Annotated in this window: 27 protein-coding genes; 15 read left to right on the top strand and 12 right to left on the bottom strand. The window is 63.1% G+C overall.

The window, feature by feature from the left end; all coding sequences use genetic code 11:
* Nucleotides 1-265: 265 nt before the first annotated feature.
* Nucleotides 266-1,372 carry an aromatic ring-hydroxylating dioxygenase subunit alpha gene (locus tag U4Y90_RS04730; protein WP_321792755.1) on the top strand — a complete coding sequence of 369 codons (1,107 nt, stop codon included), beginning with the start codon at nucleotides 266-268 and terminating at the stop codon, nucleotides 1,370-1,372.
* Between the two features lie 111 nt (nucleotides 1,373-1,483).
* Nucleotides 1,484-2,353, top strand: coding sequence for a sulfurtransferase (locus U4Y90_RS04725; protein WP_321792753.1), 870 nt, complete (start codon nucleotides 1,484-1,486; stop codon nucleotides 2,351-2,353).
* Nucleotides 2,354-2,359: 6 nt separating this feature from the next.
* Here the strand turns inward: U4Y90_RS04725 and U4Y90_RS04720 are convergent, their stop codons facing one another.
* The 3 genes from U4Y90_RS04720 to polA form a co-directional block, all read right to left on the bottom strand.
* Nucleotides 2,360-3,235 (bottom strand): dienelactone hydrolase family protein, encoded by an 876-nt coding sequence (locus U4Y90_RS04720; protein WP_321792751.1) that lies wholly within the window; start codon nucleotides 3,233-3,235, stop codon nucleotides 2,360-2,362.
* A 212-nt stretch (nucleotides 3,236-3,447) separates the two neighbouring features.
* On the bottom strand, nucleotides 3,448-4,812 hold the full coding sequence (locus U4Y90_RS04715; protein ID WP_321792749.1) for an NAD(P)/FAD-dependent oxidoreductase: 1,365 nt from the start codon (nucleotides 4,810-4,812) through the stop codon (nucleotides 3,448-3,450).
* Nucleotides 4,813-4,963: 151 nt separating this feature from the next.
* The gene (gene polA, locus U4Y90_RS04710; protein ID WP_321793424.1) at nucleotides 4,964-7,702 is read right to left on the bottom strand and encodes a DNA polymerase I; all 2,739 of its coding nucleotides are present in this window, start codon (nucleotides 7,700-7,702) and stop codon (nucleotides 4,964-4,966) included.
* A 1-nt stretch (nucleotide 7,703) separates the two neighbouring features.
* Here polA and U4Y90_RS04705 point away from each other — a divergent pair, with 1 nt between their 5' ends.
* Entirely contained in the window at nucleotides 7,704-8,453 is a 750-nt protein-coding gene (locus U4Y90_RS04705) for a TIGR00730 family Rossman fold protein (protein ID WP_061137638.1), read from the top strand.
* 54 nt (nucleotides 8,454-8,507) lie between these two features.
* Here the strand turns inward: U4Y90_RS04705 and U4Y90_RS04700 are convergent, their stop codons facing one another.
* Entirely contained in the window at nucleotides 8,508-10,034 is a 1,527-nt protein-coding gene (locus U4Y90_RS04700) for an AMP nucleosidase (RefSeq protein WP_321792745.1), read from the bottom strand.
* A gap of 231 nt (nucleotides 10,035-10,265) precedes the next feature.
* On the opposite strand from U4Y90_RS04700, the gene U4Y90_RS04695 reads away from it, so the two are divergent.
* The 5 genes from U4Y90_RS04695 (at nucleotide 10,266) to U4Y90_RS04675 (ending at nucleotide 13,705) form a co-directional block, all read left to right on the top strand.
* Nucleotides 10,266-10,667, top strand: a complete 402-nt coding sequence (locus tag U4Y90_RS04695) for a hypothetical protein (protein WP_321792743.1) — start codon at nucleotides 10,266-10,268, stop codon at nucleotides 10,665-10,667.
* A gap of 119 nt (nucleotides 10,668-10,786) precedes the next feature.
* The gene (locus U4Y90_RS04690; protein ID WP_321792741.1) at nucleotides 10,787-11,755 is read left to right on the top strand and encodes a homoserine kinase; all 969 of its coding nucleotides are present in this window, start codon (nucleotides 10,787-10,789) and stop codon (nucleotides 11,753-11,755) included.
* An 8-nt stretch (nucleotides 11,756-11,763) separates the two neighbouring features.
* Nucleotides 11,764-12,585, top strand: coding sequence for a BPSS1780 family membrane protein (locus U4Y90_RS04685; RefSeq protein ID WP_321792739.1), 822 nt, complete (start codon nucleotides 11,764-11,766; stop codon nucleotides 12,583-12,585).
* A gap of 106 nt (nucleotides 12,586-12,691) precedes the next feature.
* Nucleotides 12,692-13,153: a MarR family transcriptional regulator gene (locus U4Y90_RS04680; protein WP_321792737.1), complete on the top strand. Its 462-nt coding sequence runs from the start codon at nucleotides 12,692-12,694 to the stop codon at nucleotides 13,151-13,153.
* Between the two features lie 132 nt (nucleotides 13,154-13,285).
* Complete coding sequence (locus tag U4Y90_RS04675; protein WP_321792735.1) at nucleotides 13,286-13,705, top strand: organic hydroperoxide resistance protein; 420 nt, start codon at nucleotides 13,286-13,288, stop codon at nucleotides 13,703-13,705.
* Nucleotides 13,706-13,771: 66 nt separating this feature from the next.
* Here U4Y90_RS04675 and U4Y90_RS04670 read toward each other — a convergent pair whose 3' ends face one another.
* Together U4Y90_RS04670 and U4Y90_RS04665 are read right to left on the bottom strand one after the other, a co-directional pair.
* Nucleotides 13,772-13,945: a DUF3563 family protein gene (locus U4Y90_RS04670; RefSeq protein ID WP_321792733.1), complete on the bottom strand. Its 174-nt coding sequence runs from the start codon at nucleotides 13,943-13,945 to the stop codon at nucleotides 13,772-13,774.
* Nucleotides 13,946-14,085: 140 nt separating this feature from the next.
* Nucleotides 14,086-15,249, bottom strand: coding sequence for a PHB depolymerase family esterase (locus tag U4Y90_RS04665; protein WP_321792731.1), 1,164 nt, complete (start codon nucleotides 15,247-15,249; stop codon nucleotides 14,086-14,088).
* Nucleotides 15,250-15,585: 336 nt separating this feature from the next.
* Here U4Y90_RS04665 and U4Y90_RS04660 point away from each other — a divergent pair, with 336 nt between their 5' ends.
* On the top strand, nucleotides 15,586-16,272 hold the full coding sequence (locus U4Y90_RS04660) for a phosphatase PAP2 family protein (RefSeq protein WP_321792729.1): 687 nt from the start codon (nucleotides 15,586-15,588) through the stop codon (nucleotides 16,270-16,272).
* Nucleotides 16,273-16,302: 30 nt separating this feature from the next.
* On the opposite strand, the gene U4Y90_RS04655 is transcribed toward U4Y90_RS04660, so the two are convergent.
* Together U4Y90_RS04655 and U4Y90_RS04650 are read right to left on the bottom strand one after the other, a co-directional pair.
* Nucleotides 16,303-17,127 (bottom strand): TOBE domain-containing protein, encoded by an 825-nt coding sequence (locus tag U4Y90_RS04655; RefSeq protein ID WP_321792727.1) that lies wholly within the window; start codon nucleotides 17,125-17,127, stop codon nucleotides 16,303-16,305.
* Between the two features lie 44 nt (nucleotides 17,128-17,171).
* Nucleotides 17,172-18,755: a CHAD domain-containing protein gene (locus tag U4Y90_RS04650; RefSeq protein ID WP_321792726.1), complete on the bottom strand. Its 1,584-nt coding sequence runs from the start codon at nucleotides 18,753-18,755 to the stop codon at nucleotides 17,172-17,174.
* 125 nt (nucleotides 18,756-18,880) lie between these two features.
* On the opposite strand from U4Y90_RS04650, the gene U4Y90_RS04645 reads away from it, so the two are divergent.
* Both U4Y90_RS04645 and U4Y90_RS04640 read left to right on the top strand, forming a co-directional pair.
* Complete coding sequence (locus tag U4Y90_RS04645) at nucleotides 18,881-20,467, top strand: inorganic phosphate transporter (protein WP_321792724.1); 1,587 nt, start codon at nucleotides 18,881-18,883, stop codon at nucleotides 20,465-20,467.
* A gap of 330 nt (nucleotides 20,468-20,797) precedes the next feature.
* Nucleotides 20,798-20,956: a DUF3309 family protein gene (locus U4Y90_RS04640; RefSeq protein ID WP_086971801.1), complete on the top strand. Its 159-nt coding sequence runs from the start codon at nucleotides 20,798-20,800 to the stop codon at nucleotides 20,954-20,956.
* 79 nt (nucleotides 20,957-21,035) lie between these two features.
* Here the strand turns inward: U4Y90_RS04640 and U4Y90_RS04635 are convergent, their stop codons facing one another.
* Together U4Y90_RS04635 and U4Y90_RS04630 are read right to left on the bottom strand one after the other, a co-directional pair.
* Nucleotides 21,036-21,344: a hypothetical protein gene (locus tag U4Y90_RS04635; protein ID WP_321792716.1), complete on the bottom strand. Its 309-nt coding sequence runs from the start codon at nucleotides 21,342-21,344 to the stop codon at nucleotides 21,036-21,038.
* Between the two features lie 17 nt (nucleotides 21,345-21,361).
* Nucleotides 21,362-21,586 (bottom strand): hypothetical protein, encoded by a 225-nt coding sequence (locus U4Y90_RS04630; protein ID WP_321792714.1) that lies wholly within the window; start codon nucleotides 21,584-21,586, stop codon nucleotides 21,362-21,364.
* Nucleotides 21,587-21,862: 276 nt separating this feature from the next.
* Between U4Y90_RS04630 and U4Y90_RS04625 the strand changes: the two genes are divergently transcribed.
* The 3 genes from U4Y90_RS04625 to U4Y90_RS04615 all read left to right on the top strand — a co-directional run bounded on the left by U4Y90_RS04625 (nucleotide 21,863) and on the right by U4Y90_RS04615 (nucleotide 23,397).
* The gene (locus tag U4Y90_RS04625) at nucleotides 21,863-22,135 is read left to right on the top strand and encodes a DUF2866 domain-containing protein (protein WP_321792712.1); all 273 of its coding nucleotides are present in this window, start codon (nucleotides 21,863-21,865) and stop codon (nucleotides 22,133-22,135) included.
* Between the two features lie 93 nt (nucleotides 22,136-22,228).
* Nucleotides 22,229-22,666 (top strand): MbcA/ParS/Xre antitoxin family protein, encoded by a 438-nt coding sequence (locus U4Y90_RS04620; RefSeq protein ID WP_321792710.1) that lies wholly within the window; start codon nucleotides 22,229-22,231, stop codon nucleotides 22,664-22,666.
* Nucleotides 22,666-23,397: an RES family NAD+ phosphorylase gene (locus U4Y90_RS04615; RefSeq protein ID WP_321793422.1), complete on the top strand. Its 732-nt coding sequence runs from the start codon at nucleotides 22,666-22,668 to the stop codon at nucleotides 23,395-23,397. Before U4Y90_RS04620 ends, U4Y90_RS04615 begins: the two co-directional genes overlap by 1 nt.
* Nucleotides 23,398-23,419: 22 nt before the next feature.
* Here the strand turns inward: U4Y90_RS04615 and U4Y90_RS04610 are convergent, their stop codons facing one another.
* The gene (locus tag U4Y90_RS04610) at nucleotides 23,420-24,739 is read right to left on the bottom strand and encodes a DNA topoisomerase IB (protein ID WP_321792709.1); all 1,320 of its coding nucleotides are present in this window, start codon (nucleotides 24,737-24,739) and stop codon (nucleotides 23,420-23,422) included.
* 83 nt (nucleotides 24,740-24,822) lie between these two features.
* A complete protein-coding gene (locus tag U4Y90_RS04605) occupies nucleotides 24,823-25,560 on the bottom strand; it encodes a metallophosphoesterase (protein WP_321792707.1) in 738 nt (245 codons plus the stop codon).
* A 295-nt stretch (nucleotides 25,561-25,855) separates the two neighbouring features.
* Here U4Y90_RS04605 and U4Y90_RS04600 point away from each other — a divergent pair, with 295 nt between their 5' ends.
* Nucleotides 25,856-26,512: a DUF1345 domain-containing protein gene (locus tag U4Y90_RS04600; protein ID WP_321792703.1), complete on the top strand. Its 657-nt coding sequence runs from the start codon at nucleotides 25,856-25,858 to the stop codon at nucleotides 26,510-26,512.
* Nucleotides 26,513-26,791 lie beyond the last annotated feature (279 nt).

Raw genomic sequence — 26,791 nt, 5'->3', positions numbered from 1 at the left:
TACGGCAAAAGACAAATTTTCGACCCGCATCCCGTCCATGCGGGACCGGCGAGGCTGCTTTGCCGGATTGTCCGCCAATCGCAGCGGGGCGCGCGATCCGTGCTCATAAGCGCAACGATTGCGAGGAACTCTCGTGACAATTTATACCCAAATCAAGACCTTAAGCACCCCAAGGATGCAGATTTCGGTATAATCGCGGGCTCCCTAAATCGAATCTTCGATGGTTGGGTTGTTCACTGCTTTCACGTTTTCATCGGGAGTGGGAATGTCCAATCTGAGCAATGCATTGCAGCTGAATGCCATTCACAGTCAGCTGCCAGTCACGGCTTACTTTGACGAAGCGCTTCTTACGCGCGAACTCGACACACTTTTCAAGCAAGGTCCACGCTATATCGGGCACGAACTCATGGTTCCCGAGGCGGGAAACTATTTCGCGCTTCCGGGCGAAGGCGAAGGGCGCGTGCTCGTCCGTAATCAGCAGAGCAATATCGAACTGCTGTCGAACGTGTGCCGCCATCGTCAGGCGATCATGCTCAATGGCCGCGGCAGCGCGGACAACATCGTCTGCCCTCTGCATCGCTGGACCTACGATCTCGACGGTCAGTTGCTCGGCGCGCCGCATTTCGCGGACAAGCCCTGCCTGAACCTCGGCAAGACTTCGCTACAGAACTGGCAAGGCCTGCTTTTCGAATCGGAGGGCCGCGACGTCGCCGCGGATCTCGCGAGGCTTGGCACGGCAAAGCATTTCGACTTTTCGGGCTTCATGTTCGATCACGTCGAAGTGCACGAGTGCAACTACAACTGGAAGACCTTCATCGAGGTCTATCTGGAGGACTATCACGTCGCGCCGTTCCATCCGGGACTCGGCAGCTTCGTGTCGTGCGACAACCTCGAGTGGGAATTCGGCGACTGGTATAGCGTGCAGACCGTCGGCGTCCACAAGAATCTGGAAAAGCCGGGCAGCCCGACGTACCGCAAGTGGCACGACGAAGTCCTGCGCTTCCGCAACGGCACGCCACCGGAGTTCGGCGCGATCTGGATGGTCTACTACCCCGGCCTGATGATCGAGTGGTATCCGCACGTGCTGGTCGTGTCGTGGCTCATTCCGCACGGCACGCAAAAGACGACGAACATCGTCGAGTTCTATTACCCCGAGGAAATCGCGCTTTTCGAACGCGAGTTCATCGAGGCGGAGCGCGCCGCGTACATGGAGACCGCGCGCGAGGACGATGAGATCGCCGAACGCATGGACGCCGGTCGTCGCGCGCTGATGTCGCGCGGCGAGAATCAGGTCGGGCCGTATCAAAGCCCGATGGAATCCGGCATGCAGCACTTCCACGAGTTCCTGCGGCATCAGCTCGGGCCCATCTGAACGCGATTCGGGGTTTGTGTCGAGACATCGGAAAAGACGGGCTTTCGGGCCCGTTTTTTCTTTTAGACTATTGATTCATCCCGCATTGCAAGCGCCGCTTCAGGAGCCGTCATGTCGCACACCCATTACACCACGCTCATCTCGGCGACGAATCTCGCCGAACGGCTCGCCGCCGCGCCCGGCAGCATGCTCGTCTTCGATTGCCGCTTCGACCTCGCCGCACCCGAATCGGGCGAAACGGCTTACGCGCAAGGGCATATTCCCGGCGCGCATTATCTCCACCTGGATCGCGACTTGTCCGGCGTCAAAACGGGCACGAACGGGCGTCATCCGTTGCCGGAGCGCGCGGCGCTCGTCGCGAAACTGGCGAGCTTCGGCCTGAACGAAGGCCAGCAAGTGGTCGCCTACGATGCGCATGGCGGCATGTACGCCGCACGTCTCTGGTGGCTGCTGCGCTGGCTCGGACACGATTCCGTCGCGCTGCTCGACGGCGGCCTCCCGGCCTGGGAAGCCGCGGGCAATCCGCTCGACACCGCCGTGCCGCCGAAAACCCAAGGCACGTTCAAGGCCGGCGCGCCGCGTCAGGTGACCATCGACGCCCATGCGATCGAGCGCAACATCGGCACGCGCGATCATCTGCTGATCGATGCGCGCGCCGCCGACCGCTATCGCGGCGAAAACGAGACGATCGATCCCGTCGGCGGGCATATTCCCGGCGCGCTGAATCATTTCTTCAAGAACAACCTGACGGCGGAAGGCCGCTTCAAGACCGCGCACGAACTGCGCGAGGCGTTCGGATCGCTGATCGGCGCGACGCCGGCAGACCGCATCGTCCTGCAATGCGGCTCGGGCGTGACGGCATGCCACAACGTGCTCGCAATGGAGATTGCCGGCCTGCACGGTGCGGCGCTCTATCCCGGCTCGTGGAGCGAGTGGAGCGCCGATCCGGGCCGGCCGGTCGCGACCGGCCCGAATCCCTGAGCGTCGTTATTTGACGCCGTGCTCGCGGAACCACGCTAGCGCGCGCTTCCAGCCGTCCTCGGCGTCGGCCTTTCGATAACTCGGACGATAATCCGCGAAGAACGCATGCGGCGCGTCGTCGTACACGACGAACTGCGAATTCTTCGCGGGCGGCGGGTCGTTTGCGAGCGCCTGCTTCATCTGTTCGATCGTGTCTTGCGGAATGCTCTGATCCTGCCGGCCATAGAGTCCGAGCACGGGGACCTTGAGCTGGCTCGCGAGGTCGATCGGATTGGTCGGGTTGTTCTCGGTCTTGTTGCCGACGAGCCGCCCGTACCACGCCACCGCCGCCTTCAGGTTGGGATTGTGCTCGGCATAGAGCCATGTGATGCGCCCGCCCCAGCAAAACCCGGTTATGCCCACGCGCTTCGGGTCGCCGCCATGCTCGCCCGCCCATTTGACGGTCTGGTCGATGTCCGAGATCACCTGCGAATCGGGCACTTTCGACACCAGTTGCTCGTTGAGTTGCTGCATCGACTTGTACGCCGATGCGTCGCCCTGACGCGTGTAGAGATCCGGCGCGACGGCGAGATAGCCCTGCTTTGCAAAGCGCCGGCATACGTCGGCGATATGCTCGTGGACGCCGAAAATCTCGTGAATCACGATGACGACCGGCAGATGCGTCTTGCCCTTGGGTTGCGCTCGATACGCGGGCACGAGCGTGCCGTCCGCCCCGCGTATGCCGATCGCGCCGGCTTCCAGCCCGTCGCTGTCGGTATGAATGGTTTGCGCCGACACCGGCAGCACGGCGGCCGCGAAGCCGGTTCCGAAGGTCGCCTTGATGAAGGTGCGTCGGTCGAACGGAACGTGCGGAATGAGGCTGTCGACTTCAGGGTCTAGCATACGAAGCTCCCGCGGCAAGGCCGTCGCGACGCGTGCGCGATCGCGCGACGGCGTGGATCGTTGAAATCCGCGCGACGTGTTCGAGGCGTCAGACGCGCGGTGCTGCACGGCGGCGAAAAGGCGCGCGCACGAAATGCGTCGCCTTCTCGCGCGCCGCCCATTCTAAACAGCTTTCAACGAATGACGCAGGCGCTCTATTCCGCTATTCCGAATCAGTGAAGCTTGACGCGCGGCGCGGTGGAGCGGCGCAGCCAGTGCGCGAAGGTATCGAGCACCATGCGCGCATAGCCGTGCAGCGCGGCTACATGCAAGCGGTACAGCGACATGTACATGAAGCGCGCGAAGAGCCCTTCGATCAGCATGTTGCCGCCGATCAGGCCGCCCATCAGATTGCCGACCGCGCTGTAATGCCCGAGCGACACCAGCGAGCCGAAATCGCGATAGGTGTACTCGGGCAGCGGCTTGCCCTGCAACATCCGCTCGAACGACTTGAACAGAAAACTCGCCTGCTGGTGCGCGGCCTGCGCGCGCGGCGGCACGTTGCGCTCGTTGCCGGGCCACGGACACGCGGCGCAATCGCCGAGCGCGAAGACGTTATCGTCGGCTTCGGTTTGCAACGTGCGGCGCACGACGAGTTGGCCGAGACGGTTGGTCGGCAGGCCGTCGAGATCATTGAGGATCGCGGGCGCCTTGATGCCCGCGGCCCAGACCGTGAGATCCGCGCGTATCGTCTTGCCGCTCGCCGTGCGGATCGTATCGCGCGATACCTGCGCGACCGTTTCGCCGGTCATCAGCTTCACGCCGAGCTTGGTGAGCAGCTCCGCCGTCGCGATGGACACGCGCTCCTGCAACGCCGGCAGGATGCGCGGCCCGGCTTCGATCAGCACGATGCCGATGTCGTGCTTCGGATCGAGCTTGTGCAATCCGTATGCGGAAAGCACCTGCGCGGTGTTGCGCAGTTCCGCCGACAATTCGACGCCCGTCGCGCCCGCGCCGACGATGGCGACCTGAATGCGCGGCATGGGATCGACGCCCGGTGCGTCCTCCGCTTCGTCCACGCCCGCCGCGACGGGTTCGGGCGCGAAGTGCTCCGCGCGCATGCACGCCGCGATCAAACGCTTGCGGAAGAGTTCCGCCTGACCGACCGTATCGAGCGCGATCGAATTCTGTTGCGCGCCTTCCACGCCGAAGAAATGCGTCGTACTGCCGATGGCGATGACGAGCGTGTCGTACTCCAGTTCTCGCTCGGGCAAAAGTTCACCCGCTTCTTCATCGCGCAATGCGCCGATGGTGATGCGCCGGGTCGCGCGATTCAGTCCGACGAGTTCGCCCTGCTGAAACTCGAAGCCGTGCCACAAGGCCTGCGCTGCGTATTCGAGCTCTTGCGTGAAGGGGTCCATGCTGCCCGCTGCGACTTCATGCAGGAGCGGCTTCCAGATATGGGTCGGATTGCGGTCGACGAGCGTGACTTGCGCTTTCGGCGGTGCTTTGCCATCGGTCGAGCCGAAACGGTCGCCGAGACGCGTCGCGAGTTCGAGGCCGCCAGCCCCTCCGCCGATTATGATGAAGCGATGCATGGAACTCTCCCTGTGCTTTTATATTCGATCGGCCTTCGTGCGTATCTTCCTCGATTGACTTATTGTGCGGAGCTTCGATGACAGTCACAAGCGCGTCACCAACATGTCGGACATATGCGACATGTGTCGCATATGTCTTGCGCAAAGAATTTCAGTGCGCTTCTTCCCAGTTATTGCCGACGCCCACTTCCGCGACGAGCGGCACCTTCAGCTTCGCGACGCCGCACATCAGTTCAGGTAAGCGCTTCCTGACCTCGGGCAGCGCCTCTTCGGGCACTTCGAGCACGAGTTCGTCGTGCACCTGCATGATCATCTTCGCGCCGATGCCCGACGCTTCGAGCCAGTCCTGCACGGCGATCATCGACAGCTTGATGAGATCGGCAGCGGTGCCCTGCATCGGCGCGTTGATCGCGGCGCGCTCCGCCGCCTGACGGCGCGGACCGCTGCCGCCATTGATCTCGGGCAGCCACAGTCGCCGGCCGAACACGGTCTCGACGAAGCCGTTCGCCTTCGCGCTCATGCGCGTGTTCTCCATATAGGCGGCAACGCCCGGATAGCGCGCGAAATAGCGGTCGATATAAAGCTTCGCCGCATCGCGCGTGATGCCTAGATTCGACGCGAGCCCGAACGAACTCATGCCGTAGATCAACCCGAAGTTGATGACCTTCGCGATGCGACGCTGGTCGTTGTCGACTTCTAGCGGCGTGACGCTGAACACTTCCGACGCCGTCGCGCGATGCACGTCCTCGCCGTACTGGAACGCGCGCATCAGCGATTCGTCGCCGGAGATGTGCGCCATGATGCGCAGTTCGATCTGCGAGTAATCCGCCGATACGATCTTGCTGCCCGGCGATGCGATGAACGCTTCGCGGATGCGTCGCCCTTCACCCGTGCGCACCGGGATGTTCTGCAGGTTCGGTTCGTTCGACGACAGGCGCCCCGTCACCGCAACGGCCTGCGCATAGTTCGTATGCACGCGTCCCGTCGATGCGTTGACCATGCGCGGCAACTTGTCCGTATAAGTGGACTTGAGCTTGGACAGCCCGCGATGCTCAAGCAGCACCTTGGGCAACGGATAGTCTTCCGCGAGCTTCTGCAGCACTTCTTCATCGGTGGAAGGCGCGCCGCTCGGCGTCTTCTTCACGACCGGCAACTGCAGCTTCTCGAAGAAAATCTGCCCGATCTGCTTCGGCGAGCCGAGATTGAATTCGCCGCCCGCGAGCTCGTAAGCTTGCGCCTGCAGATCGATGAGACGCTTCGCGATCTCGTTGCTTTGCGTTTCGAGGCGTTGACGATCGATCAGGACTCCGTTTCGTTCCATCTTGCGCAGCACGCGCGACGTCGGCATTTCGATATCGCGATATACGCGCAACAAGCCTTCCTCCTGCGCCACTTGCGGATAGAGCGCGTGATGCAGACGCAAGGTGATATCGGCGTCTTCGGCGGCGTATGCCGATGCCTTGTCGAGCGGCACTTCATCGAAGCCGATCTGCGATGCGCCCTTGCCCGCGACGTCTTCGTACTTGATCGTCTTCACGCCGAGATGACGCAACGCGAGGTTGTCCATGTCGTGCGGACGATGCGATTCCAGCACATACGATTGCAGCAGCGTGTCGTGCTCGACGCCGCGCATTTCGATGCCGTAGTTCGCGAGCACCTGTTCGTCATACTTCAGGTGTTGACCGACTTTTTTCTTCGATGCATCTTCGAGCCAGGGCTTGAGCTTCGCGAGCACTTCATCGCGCGGCAATTGCTCGGGCGCATCCGGCCCGCGATGCGCGACGGGAATATAGGCCGCGTGTCCCGGCTCCGTCGACACCGACATGCCGACGATCTGCGCGGTCATCGGATCGAGCGACGTGGTCTCGCTGTCGAAGGACGTGAGCTCCGCCTCGTTGATGCGCTCGAGCCATGCATCGAACTGCGCCCAAGTCTGCACCGTCTCATAGCGATGCGCGATTTCGGTGACTTCGGCGGGCGGCGTATCGCTCGGGCCTTCGACCGCATCGGCGATCTCGATCTCGCGCAACCACGTCTTGAAGCCATGACGCATGAACACATCGCGCAGTTCGTCGCGCGATTCGGGGCGCGTCGCGAGCGTGTTGTCGATGGACTCGATCTGCGAAGTGAGGTCGCATTCCGTGTGCACGGTGACGAGCTTTCTCGCCATCGGCAGGAAGTCCAGAGCCTTGCGCAGATTGTCTCCTACCGCACCCTTGATCTCGCTGGCATGTTCTACGATGCCATCAAGGGTTTCGTATTGCGTGAGCCATTTGAGCGCTGTCTTGGGGCCGCACTTTTCGACTCCCGGCACGTTGTCGACGGTATCGCCGATGAGCGACAGATAGTCGACGATACGCTCCGGCGGCACGCCGAACTTCGTGAGCACGCCGGCGCGGTCGAGCGTTTCGTTGGTCATCGTATTGATGAGGGTGACATGGTCCGTCACGAGCTGAGCCAGATCCTTGTCGCCCGTCGACACGATCACGTTCATGCCGCGCTTTTCGGCTTCGACCGCGAGCGTGCCGATGACGTCGTCCGCTTCGACGCCCTCGATCATCACGAGCGGCCAGCCGAGCGCGCGAACGGCGACGTGAATGGGTTCGATCTGTCTGGAGAGGTCTTCCGGCATCGACGGCCGGTTGGCCTTGTAGTCGGCGTACCAGTCGTCGCGGAAAGTCTTGCCTTTGGCATCAAATACGCACGCGCTATACTCTGCATTGACTTCGCGCCGCAAGCGCCGCAGCATGTTGATCATCCCATAGAGAGCGCCTGTGGGCCCGCCGTCGGGGCCTCGCAGGTCCGGCATGGCATGGTAGGCCCGGTACAAGTAACTAGAACCGTCGACCAATAGCAGGGTCTTACCTTCAAGACTTAGTTCTTCAGGCATTATGAACAAGAGAAAAGTGATTCCGAGTCTGCGATCGCTCGCAGATCAAGAGCGCGCGACGGCCAAGAAGGCTCGCGCATCGTGGCAGATGTTCACGATTATGGCAGAGTTTATCGAGGCGACCGAGTACCTCTCGGAGATCCGCCCTGCCATCAGCATCTATGGTTCGGCGCGTCTGAAACCGGAGTCGCCGTACTATCAGCTCACGATCGAAATCGCGCAAAAATTCTCCGATGCGGGCTTCGCCGTCATTTCGGGCGGCGGCCCGGGCATCATGGAAGCGGCGAACAAGGGCGCGCACGCGGGCAAATCGCCTTCGGTGGGCCTGAACATCGAATTGCCGCACGAGCAGTCGGGCAATCAGTGGCAGGACATCTCGCTGCGCTTCCGTCACTTCTTCACGCGCAAGGTCACGTTCGTGAAGAACTCGGACGCGGTCGTGGTGATGCCGGGCGGCTTCGGCACGCTGGACGAGCTCGCCGAAGTGCTGACGCTCATTCAGACGAAGAAGTCGCGGCACGTGCCGATCGTGCTCGTCGGCGCGGAGTTCTGGGCCGGACTGCTCGACTGGTTCAAGAATACGCTGCTGACCAACGGTGTCATCAGCCCGAAAGATCTGGATCTGATGCAGGTGATCGACGATCCGGATCAAGTGCTCGATGCCGTGCTGCGGTTCTATGAAGATCGGGAAGAATCGGTCGAGCAGCCGGCGGAAGGCAAGTCGGATGAAGACCGGATGTTCTATCTGTGATGCGAACTCGGTGCGAGCGGCCTGATAAACCGCTCGCATCGTTTCACGCCGACATCACTGAAACGCCACCTCCGCAAAGCTGCGCAGCTTCCGGCTATGCAGCTTCGACAAGCCATTCTCGCGCAGCAACTCCATCGCCTTGACGCCGATCTGCAAGTGCTGATCCACTTGCGCGCGATAGAACTGATCGGCCATGCCGGGCAGCTTCAATTCCCCATGCAGCGGTTTATCGGAGACGCATAGCAAGGTGCCGTATGGCACGCGGAAGCGAAAGCCGTTCGCGGCGATCGTCGCGCTTTCCATATCGAGCGCCACCGCGCGGCTCTGCGATAGCCGACGCACCGGCTCGCGATGATCTCGCAGTTCCCAGTTACGATTGTCGACGCTCGCGACCGTGCCCGTGCGCATCACGCGCTTCAGTTCGACGCCTTCGAGCTGCGTCACCTGCGCGACCGCGCGCTCGAGCGCGACCTGCACTTCCGCGAGCGCAGGCACCGGCACCCAAAGCGGCAGATCGTCGTCGAGCACGTGATCCTCGCGCACGTAACCATGCGCCAGCACGTAATCGCCGAGACGCTGCGTATTGCGCAAACCCGCGCAGTGTCCGAGCATGATCCACGCATGCGGCCGCAGCACCGCGATGTGATCCGTGATCGTCTTCGCATTCGACGGCCCCACGCCGATATTCACCATCGTGATGCCGCTGCCGTCCGCGCGCTTCAGGTGGTATGCGGGCATTTGCGGCAGGCGCGAGGGCTGCGATCCTTCCTCCGGCTGTTCGCCGAGATTCGCGTTATACGTGACGACATCGCCCGGTTCGACGAACGACGAATACTCGCTGCGATACGCGCGCGTTTCCTCGTCGTCGGCGCGCGACATCATCGTGCGGCCGAGCTTCACGAACTCGTCGATATAAAACTGGTAGTTCGTGTAGAGCACGTAGTTCTGAAAATGCGTGGGCGACGTCGCCGTATAGTGTCTCAGCCGATGCAGCGAGAAATCGACGCGCGCCGCCGTGAACAGCGCAAGCGGATGCGGCTCGCCCGGACCCGGCTCGTACGTGCCGTTGACGATGCGATCGTCGAGCAGCGCGAGGTCGGGCGTATCGAAGATGTTGCGCATCGCGAGCAGCCGGTCGCGGTCGAGATCGCCTTCGAGATGAATGCCTTCGGCGAATGCGAAGTGAATCGGAATGGGGTGCGCGGACACGCCGACTTCGAGGCCCACGTGATGGTTCTTTGTGAGCAGTCGCAATTGCTCGCGGTAATAGTCCCCGAAAAGATCGGGACGGGTGAGCGTCGTTTCATAGATGCCCGGGCCCGCGACGAAGCCGTACGAGCGGCGCGAATCGATCTGCGTATTGAGTTCGGTGCGCACACGCACGAACGGATAGCACGCGCGCACGCGATGCGTGAACTGCTCGTTGCGGCGATAGCGCGCGAAGGCGTCGCGCAGAAATGCGGTATTCGCTTCATAGATCGCCGAAAGGCGCGTGACGGCCGCGGCGGGATCTTCGAAGGATTCGGTCGGAAAATCGTTGGCGGGCGTGCCTTGTGTGCTTTGAGTCCGGTCGTTTGTCATGATCTTGTGTCTTTATTCGATGCCCTCGTAATGAATCGACATTAACACGGAAGAATGGGCGGACCATGAAGTCCCTCCTCTTGTGAGTGCGTGCGATCACACCTCGCAACACCTTTTTGTCCGCCGAAGTCAAAATTCTCGAAAGCGGCGCAAAATAAGGCGTTGGCTCCGCGCGCATCGCTCAGTCAGCAATCGTTTTGTTAGAATCCGGCCATCGCCTGGAGAACCATCATGAAGCCGCACCTTTGCGCCGCCGCCGCGGCAGTCCTCGCCGCAGCAAGCTTCGGCGCATACGCGCAGCCAGCCGCCAAGGCACAAGCTCAACCGGCAACGCAGCAAATGTCGCCGGAAGAAGCAGCGGGCCTTCCCGATCTGAAAGCCATCAACCGTCCGCCCGCGAATGTCAGCTCGAAAGTCGAGATTTCGCCGCCGCGCACGCCGAGCTATCACGAACTGAGCACCAACGGCACCGAAATCACCGAATATCGCGACAAGGGCAAGCCCGTCGAAATCGACGTGCGATCGAATTTCGGCACGCGCTATCAAATGAGCGCGCCCGCCGATACATCGCCGCAAGTGCGCGACAACGGCAAAGCCAGCACGCGTCTGCCGTCGATCAACCTGCATTACTGATCCCGCAAGATCGCTTCGGACCCGCTCCTTCCGGGCGGGTCGCGGCGCCGCGGCTCCTTGCCCGGCGTCACCGTTCATCGGCCTGTTTCTGGCCGTCCAACCTGACCGACGTTTCCCGCATGGCCGTTTTCACTCCCGTCACCACCGCCGATCTCGGCGACTGGCTGCAAGACTACGATCTCGGCGATGTCGTCGAATTTCGCGGCATCCAGTCGGGCATCGAGAACAGCAACTTCTTTCTCACGACGACGCACGGCGAGTACGTGCTCACGATCTTCGAGAATCTCACGGCGACGCAACTGCCGTTCTATCTCGATCTGATGCGCCATCTGGCCTCGCATCGCGTGCCGGTGCCCGATCCGATGCCGCGCCGCGACGGCTCGCTCTTCGGCTTGCTGCACGGCAAGCCCGCGTCGATCGTCACGAAGCTCGAAGGCGCGCCCGAGCTTGCGCCAACGCCCGCGCATTGCATAGAGGTCGGTCAGATGCTCGCGCGTTTGCATCTCGCGGGGCGCGACTTTTCGCAGCATCAGCCGAATTTGCGCAGCCTCTCGTGGTGGCAGGAAAAAGCGCCGTCGATTGTCGAATTCCTGAGCCGCGAGCAGCGTGAACTGTTCGAAAACGAGCTCGCGCATCAGGCCGCGTTCTTCGGCTCGGCGGAATTCGCGTCGCTGCCCGACGGTCCGTGCCACTGCGATCTGTTCCGCGACAACGTGCTGTTCGCGCACGGCCGCGAGCACGCGCGCCTCGGCGGCTTCTTCGATTTCTACTTCGCGGGCGTCGACAAGTGGCTTTTCGACGTCGCCGTGACGGTGAACGACTGGTGCATCGACCTCGCCACCGGCGTGCTCGATCACGCGCGCGTCGATGCGATGCTGCGCGCCTATCAGACCGTGCGTCCGTTCACGCCCGCCGAAGAGCGTCACTGGAACGACATGCTGCGCGCCGGCGCGATGCGCTTCTGGGTCTCGCGCCTGTTCGACTTTCATCGCCCGCGCGAAGCACAGATGCTCAAAGCGCACGATCCCGGCCATTTCGAACGCATTCTGCGCGAACGCGTCAAAGCCGCTTCTCCCGTCAATCGATAACCAGCGACATGCGACTGATCGAAGTTCCCGCCAAGACCGGCTATGTCTGGTTCCGTCAGGGCATCTGGCTGTTCCGCCGCAACCCGTTTGCGTTTCTCACGGTGTTCTTCGCCTATCTGTTCGTGATGACGCTGATCTCGCGCGTGCCGCTCGTCGGCCCGCTGCTGCCGCTGCTGTTCATTCCGGGCATCGCGGTCGGCTTCATGGCGGCGTGCCGCAACACGATCGCGGGCAAGCCCGTCTGGCCGACCATCCTGGTCGACGGATTCCGTTCGTACGGCAGCGTCGTCGCGCGCAGGCTGCTCGCGCTGGGCGCGCTGTACATCGTCGCGCTGATGGCGATCTTCGCGGCGTCGGCGCTGGTGGACGGCGGCACGCTGCTCAACATCATGATGGGCGATGGTCCGAGCGGCGATCCGGAGACGGTCGCCGCGAGCTTCAGCCCGCTCGCGGTGCTCGTCGCGATGGCGTGCTATGTGCCGGTCGCGATGCTGTTCTGGTTCGCGCCGATTCTCGTCGCGTGGCACGACGTGCCACCCGTGAAGGCGCTGTTCTTCAGCCTCGTTTCGTGCTGGCGCAACCGTGGTGCGTTCATTTACTACGGCGTGCTGTGGATCGCCATCGCGCTCGCGGTCTCGTTCGGCCTGACCGCGCTGATGCAGGCGCTCGGCGCGGGACAGGAAATGGCGCTCGCGGTGCTGATGCCCGCATCGATCATCGTCACGACCGCGTTGTATTGCTCGTTTTACGCAACCTATCGCGGCTGCTTCGGCGTGCAGTCGCCCGACTCGCCGGACATTCCCGACGCGACCGGCACCCCCAGCGCCTGATCGAACGCCGCGCCCGACCATCGGGCGGGGCGATCGTTCGTGCACGAAGCATTGCACGTACACTAGCGATATCGGCCGCCCCGGCCCTCCTGCCGCGCCTTCGCTCATGACTTCGACCGACGCTTTGCCCGACTTCCCGCTCGACCTCGATCAGCAGTTGTGCTTCGCGCTCTATTCGACTTCGCTCGCGATGACGAAAGCGTACAAGCCGCTGCTGGAGAAACTCGGGCTGACGTATCCGCAATATCTGACGATGCTCGTGCTGTGGGAAGCCGACGACCTCACGGTCAAGGAAATCGCCGCGCGCCTCGCGCTCGATTCAGCAACGATGACTCCCCTCCTCAAGCGGCTCGAAGCGCAGGGCTACGTCGAACGCGTGCGCGGCGTCGAGGATGAGCGCCAGGTTCACATCCGCCTGACCGACTCCGGCCGCGCGCTCAAACAATCCGCCCGCGACATTCCGAGCGAAATCTATTGCGCATCGGGTTCCGACATCGATGCGATTTTGCGTCTGCGCGGCGATCTGGTGCGCTTGCGCGCGTCGCTCAGCGAGTATCTCGATAGCTGATCCGAGGTCGATAGCGATTCGCTAAAGATCTCATCGCGATAATTTAATTTGCACGCTAATAATTAGCGCGATATATTTAAGACGTGGTCAACGCAACGTCAATCTGACAAACGAAACATACGGAGAGAAACGATGAGCATCCTCTACAAGGCAACGGCGACGAGCACCGGCGGGCGTGATGGCCGCGCGATTTCCTCGGACGAGCAACTGAATGTGAAACTGAGCGCGCCGAAGGAACTGGGCGGATCGGGCGCGCCGGGGACGAATCCCGAGCAACTGTTTGCCGCCGGCTATTCGGCCTGCTTTCTTTCGGCGATGAAGTTCGTCGCGGGCCAGCAAAAGCGCGCGATTCCCGCCGATACGACCGTGTCAGCCGATGTAGGCGTCGGTCCTAACGATGCGGGTGGCTTCAAGCTCGATATCGAATTGCGTGTCTCGCTTCCGGGCCTCGACGCGACGGAAGCTCAGGCACTGGTCGACGCCGCGCACCAGGTGTGCCCGTATTCGAACGCCACGCGCAATAACGTGGATGTGCGCGTGAAAGTCATCTGACGCTGCGCGAGGCGGATACGAAAATGCCGGCTCCAAAGCCGGCATTTTCGATAGCTTGCGAAAAGCTTAGTGCGACATCCACGACGGGTGACGTGCAGCCACTCGCTGATCCAATTTTTTCATACGATATTCGAGATCGTAGATGTCCGTGGCTTCGGCGAGATAAGCGTCGTCGCGCGCGCGATCGCGCTCGTCAGCGGACTTGGTCAGAAACAGGAAAATTCGGCTGATCAAAAACATGGTGGACCTCGCTTTGAATACTGGGGTTACTACCTATGAAAGCGATTATAGGGTAATCCCTGATTCAACGCCAGTCCTGCTTGCTAGAAGACTGATACTAAAGACTAAATTGCAACACACGAAACACTGAACGACAGCCGTCAGGCCACGAACGCATCGCGCGCGGCCTCGGCCGGACGCCGTTGGTGTTTAAAAAACTCCCACATCACTGCCGATGAATCCGGTCCTTTGGATGAGTGGAATGCCACGGTATCGTCGCCACCCGCCCACGAATGGCCAAGGCCACGCACGATCGACGTCTTGACCACACGCCGTCCGCTCTTGAAGTAATCCGTCACCACACCGTCCGGATGCGCTTCCTCGCGCGTCTCACCCGCACGGCGGTTGCCCGCGGCATCGATGAAGCCGTTCAATCGCAGAAACTGCCTGGCGAGTTGCTCGGCGTTCGCCGCCGTCACCACCGAGTCCAGTTCACCGTGCACGATGATCGCTGGCATGCCCGGATAATCGCGGACGTCGACCGCGGCATCGACCAACGCGACCGGATCGCTGCGTGCGCCCCGGCGCATCACGTCCATCGCGCCGATGGCCGAGCGGGCCTCGCCGAACACGACGCCCGAGTGCAGGCCGACAGCCGCGAAAACGTGCGGATAGCGCAAGGCGAGCAGCGCCGCGAGGCCCGCGCCCGCGGACATGCCCGCGAGATAGACGCGCTCCGGATCCAGATCGTGCTGTTCGACCATCGCGTTCACCAGTGACACGACGGACGCGGCCTCGCCACCGCCTCCACTGCCGGAATCGTCATACCAGCGCCAACAGCGATGCGCGTGATCGTGTTTCGATTGTTCGGGATACAGCACCGCGAACCCGTACCGGTCCGCAAGCAGATTGATGCGTGTGCCTTGTGCGAACTCGTCGGCGTTCTGCTTGCAACCGTGCAGCATCACGACGAGCGGCATCGGCTCCGCCCCGGTTTTCGGCGGCATATAGAGCGCGTACGACATGTGATTCACGAAGCGGCCGGTCGTCGGCGGCGCCGAGTGATACGAGCGGGCCCACTTCCCACGCGCCCACGCCGACGCACGCGGCCGCACACGCGATTCGCGCGTTGCGGGACGCGCGGCCGCGCGGGGCGCTGCGCTCGCCTTGGCAGCCGCACCGGACTTCAGTTTCGACTTGGCGGCGGTTTTAGCGCGCGCGGGCTTGGCCGCCGCGCGGGGCTTCGGTGTGCGAATCGCTTCGACCTGGCCGGCGACCAGGCGTCTCAAGCCGCGCAACCAGAGCTTGGTAAGGCTTTTCGACATTCGGCTGGGTCCTCCACAAACATGCATTCGGATGGCGCGACGAAAAACCGCGCCGGGTTGTGCATTGCACAATAACACCAAAACAGCGGGACGGCGCGCGCCTGAGCCTTACATATCGGGATGAATTAACAGCAATTCAACAAAAAAGCCAAAATTAAACGAAAGTTACGCGATGTAACGATCACCTTGCATTCAGCAATGTCGCATAATTCAGGATCTTCCCAAGCGTTATACTGATGCGAATTTGCGGCAGCGTGTCGAAAATTGTTGTCGGCCGAAAAGGCCTATGACCCCAGCGCTGCCGCACTGCAGCAACCCTCATTCCCAAGAATACCAATGCACGTGGACTTACCTGTTTCCGCCTGGATCGCCGTGACCGCGCTCGGCAGCGTCGGCGTCATGGGGCCGGTGGCGGTCATCATCGCGGCCTGGCTCGCGATCGGCTATCGCTGGAAATACGCAGGCGCGTGGCTCGCGCTGCTCGGCGCGGCGAGCGGACTCGTCGCGTTGAGCAAAATCGCGTTCATCGGCTGGGGAATCGGCGTGCGCCATCTCGATTTCACCGGCATCAGCGGGCACGCGCTGATGTCCACGGCGGTGCTGCCGGTCGCGATTTTCGTCGCGCTGCTGCCCACACGTAGTGCAATACGCGCCACCGGTGTCGCGCTCGGTTTGCTGCTGGGCGTGTGGGTCGGCGTGTCGCGCGTCGTGCTCGACGCGCATTCAGTCTCGGAAGTCGTGGCGGGATGCGCACTCGGCGCGGTGGTCGCGCTCGCGTTCGTGTGGATCGCGTGGCGGGCCGAATCCGGCAAGCTCGCGCCGGCGCCCGTTGCAGCGAGCCTCGCGGCGGTCGTCGTGGCCTTGCACGGCGTGCCGGTCCCAACGCAGCACTGGATTACGGAAATCGCGCTCGGGCTCTCGGGCCACGAGCGTCCCTATGTGCGGGCGAGCTGGAAAGCGAAGACATTTCGCGCGCCGGATCGCCGCACCGAACGGCCAGCGGAAGAACGCGCGGCTGCCTGACACGGCGGCCGCCTTCGGGGTGCGTGACGCTTAGTCGTTCACGCCGATGATCACGCTCGATGCCTTGATCACCGCCACGGCCTTCTGACCCTGCGCGAGGCCGAGCGTGTCGGCGCTTTGGTTCGTGATGATCGCGGTGATGGTGGTGCCGCCGTCGAGCGACAGTGACACTTCCGCGTTCACCGCGCCTTTTGTCACGCTGGCAACCGTGCCGCGCAACTGATTGCGCGCGGACAGCTTCGCGTTCGCATCTTCCATCAGCATGACCCACGATGCCTTGATGAGCGCGAACGCATCGCCGCCTTCCTTCAGACCCAGCGACTGCGTGCTTTCGTGTGTGACCACGGCGACGATTGTCTGGCCACCCGGCAAGCCGAGCTCGATTTCGTCGTTGACCGCACCGCGCGTGACCTTCGTCACCTTGCCGGCCAGTTGATTGCGTGCGCTTGTTTTCATTCCTAGTCTCCCGATCAATTGCCAGTCATGGGCGAAGCCTTCGATGGCCGCGCCCGCCCGTTCCAGAAATTTTCGATGCTCGCGTTCGATCGCGCGGTACGTGTCGATGAGACGCAGCGCCGCCGGCGTGAGCGTCGTGCCGCCGCCGCCCCTGCCGCCCGTCGCGCTCGTCACGAGCGATTCGCCGGCCAGGTTGTTCATGGTATCGACTGCGTCCCACGCGGCCTTGTAACTCATGCCGACGGATTTCGCCGCGGCGGTGATGGATCCCGAGTCGCGAATCGCGGCCAGAAGCGCGATGCGCGCCGCGCCGCCGAGCGTTTCCGATCCGCTTCGCAGCCAGACGGAGCCACCCAGTTCCAGCGGATCACGCACCTTCGACGGTGCTGTTTTACTCATCTGTCGCCTCGGGGATCATGCTGAAACAATGAACGCGTGACGCATTATATCGACTGGTCCACATGCGGACGATGCATCGAGCGTAGCAGCCGCTCGCCCTCCTGCGCGTCCTTGCGCGCCGACGCCGCACCCCACGCCCGCGCGAAGCCGCGCTGATAGTCGCTGGCTTCGGGGAGGGACGCGAGCCGATCGGCGGCGACGGCCGCATCGTTCGCTTCGCCGAGAACCGTCTGCAATTCGCCGAGCAGCCTCGCGGTTTCCTTGCGCGTGCGCCGCGACGTCACCGAGCGGAAAAATTCGAGCGCATAACGCAGACGCTTTGCGTGGATGCGCACGCGATGCCGCTCGCGCGCTTCGAGCGACACCAGATCGGGCGCGCGCGCGATACGCCGATAATCCTTGCGCATGCGTTTCTCGGCAAAGCTGACGAAGCGCATCGGCGACGCGTCGTCCTGCGATGCGAACCGCGCGAGCCATTCGACGAACGCGAGCGTCAGCCGCGCGTAGCGTTTCGACGCGAGCGCGTCGCGCACCCTGTCGCGCGCGACACTGCGCTTCACATCCGCCGCGGCGATGACCCGCTGCCAGCGCCCGGCGTTGTCGTCCGATCCGGCGTAGGCGGGCAAAGTCTTGTCGGTGAAGACGTCCCAGTCGCGCGCATCGGCGAGCAGGTCGCCGAACCACTTCAGATCGGGCGCGATACGCGTGTTCCAGGTATCGTCGACATAATCGCGAAAGAGCTTCAGCAGCGTCTTCAGCCGCCTCTGCGCGACGCGCAACTGATGCACGTGCTCGTCGCCGAGATCCGCGCGCGAAGCCACCGCGTTGCCGAACCACTGCCCGGCTACCGACGCCGCGATCGCGACGAACGCATCGCGGCGCGTGGCCGTGCGCGGCAGATCGAGTTTCGCGGCATGCACCGGCTCCGTCTCCGACGCGTGCTCGTCGTCCGGCGCGATGAAAAACGGCGCGGCGTCGATCACTTCGCCCGCGAGCCAGAAGACGGCGTCCAGTGCGCCGTTCACCGACGGCGCCGCGAGCCGCAGCACAGGCATGCCCCGTTCCGTCAATTCGAGCGTCACGAGAACGTCCGTGCCGTCTGCATCGATGCGCCATTCGATACGTTCGACCTCGCGCTCGAGTCCGGGATTCGGCGCGGACACGTCGATGGTTTCGCCGCTGTCGTCTTCGAGCGACACGACATTTTCCGCTTCCACAAGCCGATGCGCGTGCTCGAGCGGCTCGCGCAGCGCATCGTCGGCCTGCGCGAATGCGATCAGCGACGCCGCCAGATCCTCGCCCGCGGGATGCGCGAAGGTCCGGAATCGCGTGAAGCCGGGCATCGACGCGCCTTCCTCCTGCACGGCGCAGAGCGTGCGTGCGCCGTCCGTCGTTTCGACCGACAACCGCCATCTCGCCGCTTTCAGCGGAATCTCCCGCGTTGCAAATCGCGTGCTGACGGGCGTCGCACTCGCAAACGCGGCGATGCGCCGGAGCTCGTCCGCCAGCGAGTCGATCGATCCGTCGTCCGATCGATGCGATTGCAGCGCCACCTCGATCCACGCCGTCATGAAGTCTTCCTCCAGCGGCTCGTCGCCGCCCGTCAATTCATACGAAATGACTGTCATTTCCCGATTCACGAAATCGACACACGCTCCGGGAAACATGCCCATTCGAGCTTCTGAAACGCTTCTCGTCTGCTTTTCACCTTTCGTTACGGACCTCGCTCAGGACCAGCCCTCAAGGACGCGACATGAACCAGATTGCCTTTCCCCAATCCCGAGAGGGCCGCACGCTCGGGCAGCGCCTCGCGCTGCTGCTCTTCCTGCTCGCCATCGGTGCGGGCGCGGTGTATTGCATCCTGCATCTGCTCGAAGATCTCGCGCCGGTGCGCGAATCGTCGGCATTTCCGTACATCCTGCTCGGCGTCGCGCTTCTGATCGCGCTCGGCTTCGAATTCGTCAACGGTTTTCACGACACCGCCAATGCTGTCGCCACTGTAATTTACACGCACTCTTTGACGCCAAACTTAGCGGTTGTCTGGTCGGGCGCATGGAATTTCATCGGCGTGCTGATTTCGAGCGGCGCGGTCGCGTTCGGCATCCTGCAACTGCTGCCGGTCGAGCTGATCATCGGCGTCGGCAGCTCGCAGGGCTTCGCGATGGTCTTCGCCCTCCTGATCGCGGCGATCATCTGGAATCTCGGCACCTGGGCGCTCGGCCTGCCTTCTTCCAGTTCGCATACGTTGATCGGTTCGGTGATCGGCGTCGGCCTCATGAACCAGATGCTGCACGGCACGAACGGCACGTCGGGCGTCGACTGGAGCCAGGCGGTGTCGGTCGGCAAGTCGCTGCTGTTTTCGCCGATCATCGGTTTCATCCTTGCGGGCTTTCTGCTCTATGTGCTGAAGCTCGTCGTGCGCGTGCCCGCGCTCTACAAGGAGCCGGAGAAGAACGCGCCGCCGCCGTTCTGGATCCGCTGCCTGCTGATCCTGACGTGCACGGGCGTTTCATTCGCGCACGGCTCGAACGACGGCCAGAAAGGCATGGGCCTCATCATGCTGATCCTGATCGGCACCGTGCCGACCGCCTACGCGCTGAACAAGGCGGTGACGGCGAACGAGACGCAAACCTTCGTCGCGGTGAGCCACAGCGCGTCCGAAGCGCTGCAGCGCTATGGCAAAGGCGCCGCGCCCGCCGCCGACGCGCGCGGCCAGGTCGAAAAATATGTGCAGACGAAAACGCTCGCGCCGGACACGATCGCGTCGCTGAAAAGCGTGGTCGATTCGATCGAATCGCAAGTGCGCCCGAGCCAGACGATGGCCGACGTGCCGCAGGGCAACGTCCGGAACGTGCGCAACGAGATGTACATCGCGTCCGAAGCGCTGCGCATCATGGAAAAGCAAAAAGCGCCGGCCTTTTCCACGGACGACACCGCCGTGCTGAGCAACTACAAGAAGCAGCTCGACCACGCGACGAAGTTCATCCCGACATGGGTGAAGGTTGCGGTCGCCGTCGCGCTCGGTCTGGGCACGATGGTCGGCTGGAAGCGCATCGTCGTGACGGTCGGCGAACGCATCGGCAAGACGCATCTGACTTATGGACAAGGCGCGTCGGCGGAACTCGTCGCGATGCTGACCATCGGCGCCGCCGATGCCTACGGCCTGCCCGTCAGCACGACGCACGTGTTGTCGTCGGGTGTCGCCGGCACGATGGCCGCGAACGGCTCCGGCCTGCAGTGGCGCACGGTGCGCAGCCTGGCGCTCGCGTGGATCCTGACGTTGCCGGTATCGATCGCGCTCGCGGGCCTGCTGTTCTGGGTGTTCCGCGGGATCTTCTGAGCGGCTTTCCACATTGATTGCAAAGGCGCGCGAAGCCCTTCGAAGGGCTTTCGCGCACCCGTGCAAGTTTTGCCCGTCTCCTCTCGTTTCGCCTCTCCTTTTCGACAATTGTCTGCGCACGCACGCATTCCGCGGACACGCGGGACGCCTTGCGCCGTGGGCTTTTCATGCCCACTGGCACAGCCTTTGCTCAATTGCTGTCGTCGATCGCACAACTGATCGTGCCGGCGGCCAGGCGCCGCCGCTCCCCTGGCGCATGACTGTCGATGACGGTTGGGAGGCTGCGCCCGGCGCCGATCCGTCACGCGGTCATTTGATAAGGAGAGTCGAATGACGATCGGAACCATACTGCTGATCATCCTGATCCTGATCTTGATCGGCGCCATTCCTTCCTGGCCGCACAGCCGCAGTTGGGGCTATGGGCCAAGCGGGATCGTCGGTGTCGTGCTGATCGTGGTTATCGTTCTGTTGTTGATGGGCCGGTTGTGACGCACAGCCGCGTTCAATTGCGCGAAAAAAAAGGGGCGCTCCGTCGGGGGCGCCCCTTTTGCTGTTCGTACTCGCGTGCTCAAACGCGCATCACCTGGCCGTTCGGTTCGATCTTGCGCGGAATGACCGGCTCCGTCTGTTTCGGCGCTGAAGGTTTCGAACGCGGCGTGACGGACGGTTGCTCGATCGCGGCTTTATCGGCGACCTGCTTGACCGACGTCGCGCTCTTGTGCTTTTTCTTCGCCGCGGGTTGCACGGCCGGATGCGGCTTGCTCTTGCCCTTGATGGACTGTGCTTCGGGAGGATTCCAGACTTCCGTGTAGCGCTCGGCCGCGAAAAGCGACGACGAGCCGATCAGAAGAACGACGATCAGGAATACGCGCTTCAAGTGATTCGCTCCAACGGTTAATGGCCCGCTCTGCGCGAGAGGATGGCGTCGAGCGACTGCTCGGATGTTTCCAGTTCGCGCAACGCGGCGTCGAGACGCTCGAGCGAGCGCGCGACAGAGCGCCCGTCCTGCTCGAAACCGGACTCGCCTCGCGTCGCGTCGAACGCGGCGTTGACCGCGCGCGTCGCGCGCATGAACCGTTCGAGCGCAGCGGCTTCGAGCGGATCGTTGCGTGGATTCATCGGCAAGCTCCTGTTGCAGACAAGCTGTACGAATATACAGTAAGCCGACGCCGCGGCAAACAGCCGGCGCGCGGCGTGGTGAAAATGCCAAAGCGCCTCTTGACCGTGGCCCCGGAGTGCCTTCGACGGCGTGTGGCGGCATTTCGTCGCGCCTGCGGGCGGTGTCGCTCGCGATTAAGTCGCGCTTAATTCTCTCCCGACACACTGACTTCGCGATCCGGCTCCATTGCCGCCGTCCACATCGGACGGCCGAGTCATCACCGTGAGGAACGTGCCATGCCAGTCAATACCGCCGCGCGCCGAAGCTTCGCCAATCTTGCCCCGACGATGCGCAAGCAATACGCGCTCACGCTGCGCGAATGCCGTCTGTCCCTGCCGGTCGAGCCGCCGTGGGGACCGGCGTATCGCATGGTCGAATGGGTGCCGAAGAACGATCAGCGCGTGCAGCGCCGCGTGCTGCCCGCCGATTGCACGCCATCGCAAATCGCCGATGCACTCAAATCCCACGTACCGGGCCGCCGCTACGGCCCGACCGATGACGACGACTGATCCGGCGCTGCAAGTCGAAACACTCATGGCGCGCTTGTATTAATCCAAATGTGGACTAATATACTCAACAAGTTCCTTTGGAGACTTAATGACATGCCCAACGCCGCACGTGCCGAACGAGCGCTGGCCGGCCGCCCGGTGCCGCAGCCGGCGCTGGATTCGAGCGATCTTTCCGCCGCCGGCCTGCGCGCCTTCTTCAATATCGCCCGCGACTGGGCGCTCTCGGCCGAAGAGCAGATTACGCTGCTGGGCTCGCCCGGGCGCTCCACCTATTTCAAGTGGAAGCACGACCCCGAATCCGCCCGGCTCGCGCGCGACACGCTGGAGCGCCTGTCGCTGATTCTCGGCATTTACAAGGCGCTGCAAATCCTCCTCCCCGATTCGAAAGCCGCCGATACCTGGATTCGCCGTCCCAACACCGCCGCGCCTTTCGGCGGCCGTCCGGCGCTCGACCGGCTGCTGGCGGGCAATATCAGCGATCTCGTCGCCGTGCGCCAATACCTCGATGCGATGCGAGGCGGCTGGGCGTGATGGGGATCGCATTCAGCAAGGACATATCGAACTGGCGCGAACGTTGGCCGCATAGTCTGCTCGACTGGTCGCCGGCGTATCGCGTGATTCCAACGCGCTTTCCGGCCGTCAATCTCTTCGATCGCGTGGCCTCGCCGCAGGACTTCGAAGCGCTCTATGCACTCGAGGCCATGACGAACGACCGTCTGCGCACCGAAGTCGGCGAACTCGATCTCGTGCCGCCCGAGGAACGCTGCTTCGGTCCGGGCTGCGGGCCGATCATGGCGGCGTTCACCCATCTGAATCCCAACGGCAGCCGCTTCTCCGACGGCAGCTACGGCGTGTTCTATTGCGGCCGGGAACAGCAGACGGCGATCGCGGAAACGCGCTACCACTCGGGGCTTTTCCTCGCCGCAACGAAGGAGGCACCGCTGCGTCAGCAGATGCGTCTCTACACGGTGATGGCGCACGGCGAGGTCGTCGACTTGCGCGGCGATGCGATCGCGCAGGCCAGCCTCGATCCGCGCATCCTTGCGCCGGACGATTACGGGCCGGGCAAGGCGCTCGGACGCGCGGTGCGTGCAGCGGGCGCACGCGGGATCGTCTATCCATCGGTGCGCGATCCGCAAGGGGAATGCCTCGCCGCCCTGCGCACGACGATGCTGCGCGACTGCCAGCATGCGGCCTACCTCGAATACAACTGGAATGGCGAGACGGTCGACTATGTGTTCGAGTTGAATCAGGTCGGCTGATCGGGCAAACGTTTCACACGCTTCAGCCGATCGCCACCGCCGTTTCAGTCCGCATGCGCGCGAGTTTCTTCGACGCCGGGCGCGCCGCCTTTCTCGCGGGCTTCTTCGCGACCTGCTCGAGCGCCTGCGACGCGGCATTCTTGCCGCTCGACTTCAGCGCACCGGCGCGCGCCTTGCGGCTCGACTCCGACAGCAGCCTGGTGAGGCGCGTGTCGGTCGCCGCAGCGCCCTTGCGGTTCTTGCGCGCCGCCTCACGCGTGCGACGCTTCGCATCCTTTTCGAGGAAGATCGCGAGCGCGGCCTCGTCGGTCCTGAGTCCATGACGGCGCGACGCAGGCATCGTCTCGGCGAGCTCGCCCGCTTCGAATGCCTCGATCACGGCCGGATGCACGTAGCACTTGCGGCACACGGCGGGCGTATTGCGCAGCAAGAGCGCGACTTCCTTCACCGTGCAGACGACATGCTTGCGCGCCTCCGTCACCGTCTCCCATTTCAGCCTTCTGAGCGCCGCGAGCGCGAACACGCTGCCGGCCCACGTGCGATAGTCCTTCGCCGTGAAGTCCGCGCCGGTGATCTCGTGCAGATATTCGTTGATGTCGGATGAAGAGACCGAATGGCGCGCGCCATCGGCATCGAGATATTGAAAGAGATCCTGCCCGGGCAGATCCATGCAACGCCTGACGATGCGCGCGACCCGTGCGTCGCTCACCGCGACATCGTGCTCGATGCCGCTCTTGCCACGGAACCTGAACCTCAGCGTCCCTGCCGACACTTTCAGATGGCGCTTCTTTAGCGTCGTCAGCCCGTACGAGCGGTTCTCGCGCGCGTACTCCTCGCTGCCGACGCGGATCAGCGTCGTGTCGAGCAGACGCACGATGGTAGCGAGCACCTTGTCGCGCGGCATGCCGTCGAGCGACAGGTCCCGTGCGACGCGCGAACGCAGTTTCGGCAGCACCGCGGAGAACGCGAGCATGCGTTCGTATTTGTTGGCGTCGCGGGTTTCGCGCCATTGCGGGTGATAACGATATTGCTTGCGACCGCGCGCATCTCGACCGGTCGCCTGCAGATGGCCGCGCGAATCGGGGCAGATCCAGACATCGGCATAGGCCGGCGGAATCGCGAGCGCGTTGATGCGGCGAATCTCGGCTTCGTCGTCGATGCGCTTGCCCTGCGTGTTGAAGTAAGCGAACGCGCCGTCGATCCATTCGCGCGTGTAGCCGCGGTGCGAATCGTCCATGTAGCGCAAACCCGGTGGCAGATCCTCCGGGCAACCTTGCACGCCGGCGCTCGGGCGATCGCTGGCCCCGCCGCCTGTCTCGTTGTTCGTACCGATTCTCGCCACCGTGCGCCTCGCCTGATTGATCTTCGATTCATGGCGAAGCGTCGAGCAACGTACGTGCCGGATTATCGGACCGCGTGCGACAGTCAGGGCAGCGCGAGTTCGCGAGCGCCTTCCGACGAGGCCCAGCGCTCCTTCACCGACCAGCGCTCGTCGGTGCCGGCCTGAACGATCGTGAGCCGGCCTTCCGGCGCGAACGCGCACGTATCGATGTAAATCTGCGAGCCGATCTGCTTCACCGCGCGCGTCGGCGTATGGCCGCAATAGGTCCGCGACAGCCCGAACTGCTGGGCCGGATCCGCGTGACCGAGCGCGAGGCCGCGGCCCCACAGAATCTGGTTGCGCACGTCTTCGTGAAAATCGCCGGCATCGAGTTCGGCGTCGTTGCCGAAGAACTCGGCGTGCAGCACGTTGAAGCGCCGCTCGCCCTCGCCGACAATGCGCACGAGCGGCAGCGTGGAAAGCCGCGTCGCGAGCGTGGAGAGCTGGTCGTCGGGAATTGTCTCGGCCCACGCGCCGCCGATCGCGTACCACGACTGACGGCGCATCGTGCCGGTCGCCACGGAGATCAGCGCATCCTCGTGATTACCGAGCACGGGATAGAACCACGGCTTGTCGATGAGATCGACGGCCGCGAGAGAATCCGTGCCGCGATCGACCAGATCGCCGACGGAGAACAGCCGGTCCCGCGCGCCATCGAAGCCGATTTCGTGCAGAAGATAGCGCAGCGCATCGACGCAGCCATGCAGATCACCGACCACGAAATCGCGGCCGATATCATTGGCGGGATGCCTGCAGACGATAGGATAGGTAGGACCATTCATGCGCCGATGATAGCGCTGCTCAATGACGCCGTGTGCGGGCTAAATCGCTTTTGCAAGCAATTCGCAAGCCGCTTCCACATTCGTTACAGCGGCGTTACCGGCGCGCCCGATGTTCCCGTAAAAGCTGCCGCTCGCGTGGTAAGACAAGGAATTTATTGCACGATCGGGCGGCGCGCTCAGACGCCTTCAATGGGGTCTCTTCGATCAGAGTTTCACAGGCTCAGGTTGCTGAAAGGCGTACGGGCAATAATCGCAGCCATCGAGCGAAGTCTGCTCTCTTGCGGATCCAGACGCGATGAAGCACATGCTCCCGCCCGTCCTGCGCAATAGGCCGCGCGCGCTGATCGGCCTGTCGGTAGGTTGCGTCGTCGCCGCGTTGATTCCGGCGCACGTGCGGCCGACCGCGCGCGCGTTGATCGGCTGGGACTCGGCCGTCTGGCTCTATCTCGCGCTGATCTGGCTGCAGATGGCGACCGCGCACCAGAGCGACGTGCAGGCGCTCGCCGAACGCGAAGACGAAAATGCCGCGACCGTCCTCATGGTCGTGAGCGTGGCGGCGATTGCGAGCATCGTGGCGATCGTCGTCGAATTGTCGACGGCGAAGAACATGGGCGCGAGCGCCGTGCCGCATTACGTGCTCACCGGCGCGACCATGCTCGGCGCGTGGTTCCTGATCCCGACCATGTTCACGCTGCACTACGCGCGGCACTACTATCAGTCGCCGGATAACGATCCCGCGCTCAAGTTTCCCGACCGGCACCTGAAGCCGGGTTACTGGGACTTCCTTTACTTCTCGTTCACGATCGCGGTCGCATCGCAGACTGCCGACATCGCCCTTGCATCGACCTCGGCGCGCCGCACCGCGCTCGCGCAATCGGTGCTGTCGTTCTTCTTCAACCTCGCGGTGCTCGGCCTGTCGATCAATATCGCCGCGAGCATGGTCGGCGGCTGAAACGACGCTGTCACGCGCACGCCATAAGCTGAGCCGACGCCCCGTGTAAAAACGCGGCGCGGGCCGCAGTCAGTTTTACACGCGGCACGTCCGTGCCATTTTCGTGCATTCCCGGGCGCGCGCCGGCGGTCTCGTCGTGTCATAGGCGGAATCGGACGTGTCGCATCGCACGTACGTCCCGGCCGGTGGCACACCGATTGCTGCAATGCGCCAGCCAATTCCGATGAACCCCGATCAGCGCTTGCCTGCGCGGCTTTTCGCCCGCGCGTTCCTCTTGCA

Origin of the sequence: Caballeronia sp. J97 (assembly GCF_905220305.1) — a bacterium.
Lineage (GTDB): Bacteria > Pseudomonadota > Gammaproteobacteria > Burkholderiales > Burkholderiaceae > Caballeronia.
This window is presented reverse-complemented; position numbering and strand designations above follow the sequence as displayed.

Coding starts and splice junctions, on each gene's coding strand:
- U4Y90_RS04670 (WP_321792733.1), bottom strand. CDS start 13,945: ATGTTTTTGATCAGCCGAATTTTCCTGTTTCTGACCAAGTCCGCTGAC.
- U4Y90_RS04655 (WP_321792727.1), bottom strand. CDS start 17,127: ATGAGTAAAACAGCACCGTCGAAGGTGCGTGATCCGCTGGAACTGGGT.
- U4Y90_RS04615 (WP_321793422.1), top strand. CDS start 22,666: ATGGGGATCGCATTCAGCAAGGACATATCGAACTGGCGCGAACGTTGG.
- U4Y90_RS04675 (WP_321792735.1), top strand. CDS start 13,286: ATGAGCATCCTCTACAAGGCAACGGCGACGAGCACCGGCGGGCGTGAT.
- U4Y90_RS04640 (WP_086971801.1), top strand. CDS start 20,798: ATGACGATCGGAACCATACTGCTGATCATCCTGATCCTGATCTTGATC.
- U4Y90_RS04620 (WP_321792710.1), top strand. CDS start 22,229: ATGCCCAACGCCGCACGTGCCGAACGAGCGCTGGCCGGCCGCCCGGTG.
- U4Y90_RS04685 (WP_321792739.1), top strand. CDS start 11,764: ATGCGACTGATCGAAGTTCCCGCCAAGACCGGCTATGTCTGGTTCCGT.
- polA (WP_321793424.1), bottom strand. CDS start 7,702: ATGCCTGAAGAACTAAGTCTTGAAGGTAAGACCCTGCTATTGGTCGAC.
- U4Y90_RS04605 (WP_321792707.1), bottom strand. CDS start 25,560: ATGAATGGTCCTACCTATCCTATCGTCTGCAGGCATCCCGCCAATGAT.
- U4Y90_RS04700 (WP_321792745.1), bottom strand. CDS start 10,034: ATGACAAACGACCGGACTCAAAGCACACAAGGCACGCCCGCCAACGAT.
- U4Y90_RS04720 (WP_321792751.1), bottom strand. CDS start 3,235: ATGCTAGACCCTGAAGTCGACAGCCTCATTCCGCACGTTCCGTTCGAC.
- U4Y90_RS04600 (WP_321792703.1), top strand. CDS start 25,856: ATGAAGCACATGCTCCCGCCCGTCCTGCGCAATAGGCCGCGCGCGCTG.
- U4Y90_RS04660 (WP_321792729.1), top strand. CDS start 15,586: ATGCACGTGGACTTACCTGTTTCCGCCTGGATCGCCGTGACCGCGCTC.
- U4Y90_RS04725 (WP_321792753.1), top strand. CDS start 1,484: ATGTCGCACACCCATTACACCACGCTCATCTCGGCGACGAATCTCGCC.
- U4Y90_RS04630 (WP_321792714.1), bottom strand. CDS start 21,586: ATGAATCCACGCAACGATCCGCTCGAAGCCGCTGCGCTCGAACGGTTC.
- U4Y90_RS04680 (WP_321792737.1), top strand. CDS start 12,692: ATGACTTCGACCGACGCTTTGCCCGACTTCCCGCTCGACCTCGATCAG.
- U4Y90_RS04730 (WP_321792755.1), top strand. CDS start 266: ATGTCCAATCTGAGCAATGCATTGCAGCTGAATGCCATTCACAGTCAG.
- U4Y90_RS04715 (WP_321792749.1), bottom strand. CDS start 4,812: ATGCATCGCTTCATCATAATCGGCGGAGGGGCTGGCGGCCTCGAACTC.
- U4Y90_RS04665 (WP_321792731.1), bottom strand. CDS start 15,249: ATGTCGAAAAGCCTTACCAAGCTCTGGTTGCGCGGCTTGAGACGCCTG.
- U4Y90_RS04705 (WP_061137638.1), top strand. CDS start 7,704: ATGAACAAGAGAAAAGTGATTCCGAGTCTGCGATCGCTCGCAGATCAA.
- U4Y90_RS04690 (WP_321792741.1), top strand. CDS start 10,787: ATGGCCGTTTTCACTCCCGTCACCACCGCCGATCTCGGCGACTGGCTG.
- U4Y90_RS04625 (WP_321792712.1), top strand. CDS start 21,863: ATGCCAGTCAATACCGCCGCGCGCCGAAGCTTCGCCAATCTTGCCCCG.
- U4Y90_RS04695 (WP_321792743.1), top strand. CDS start 10,266: ATGAAGCCGCACCTTTGCGCCGCCGCCGCGGCAGTCCTCGCCGCAGCA.
- U4Y90_RS04645 (WP_321792724.1), top strand. CDS start 18,881: ATGAACCAGATTGCCTTTCCCCAATCCCGAGAGGGCCGCACGCTCGGG.
- U4Y90_RS04650 (WP_321792726.1), bottom strand. CDS start 18,755: ATGACAGTCATTTCGTATGAATTGACGGGCGGCGACGAGCCGCTGGAG.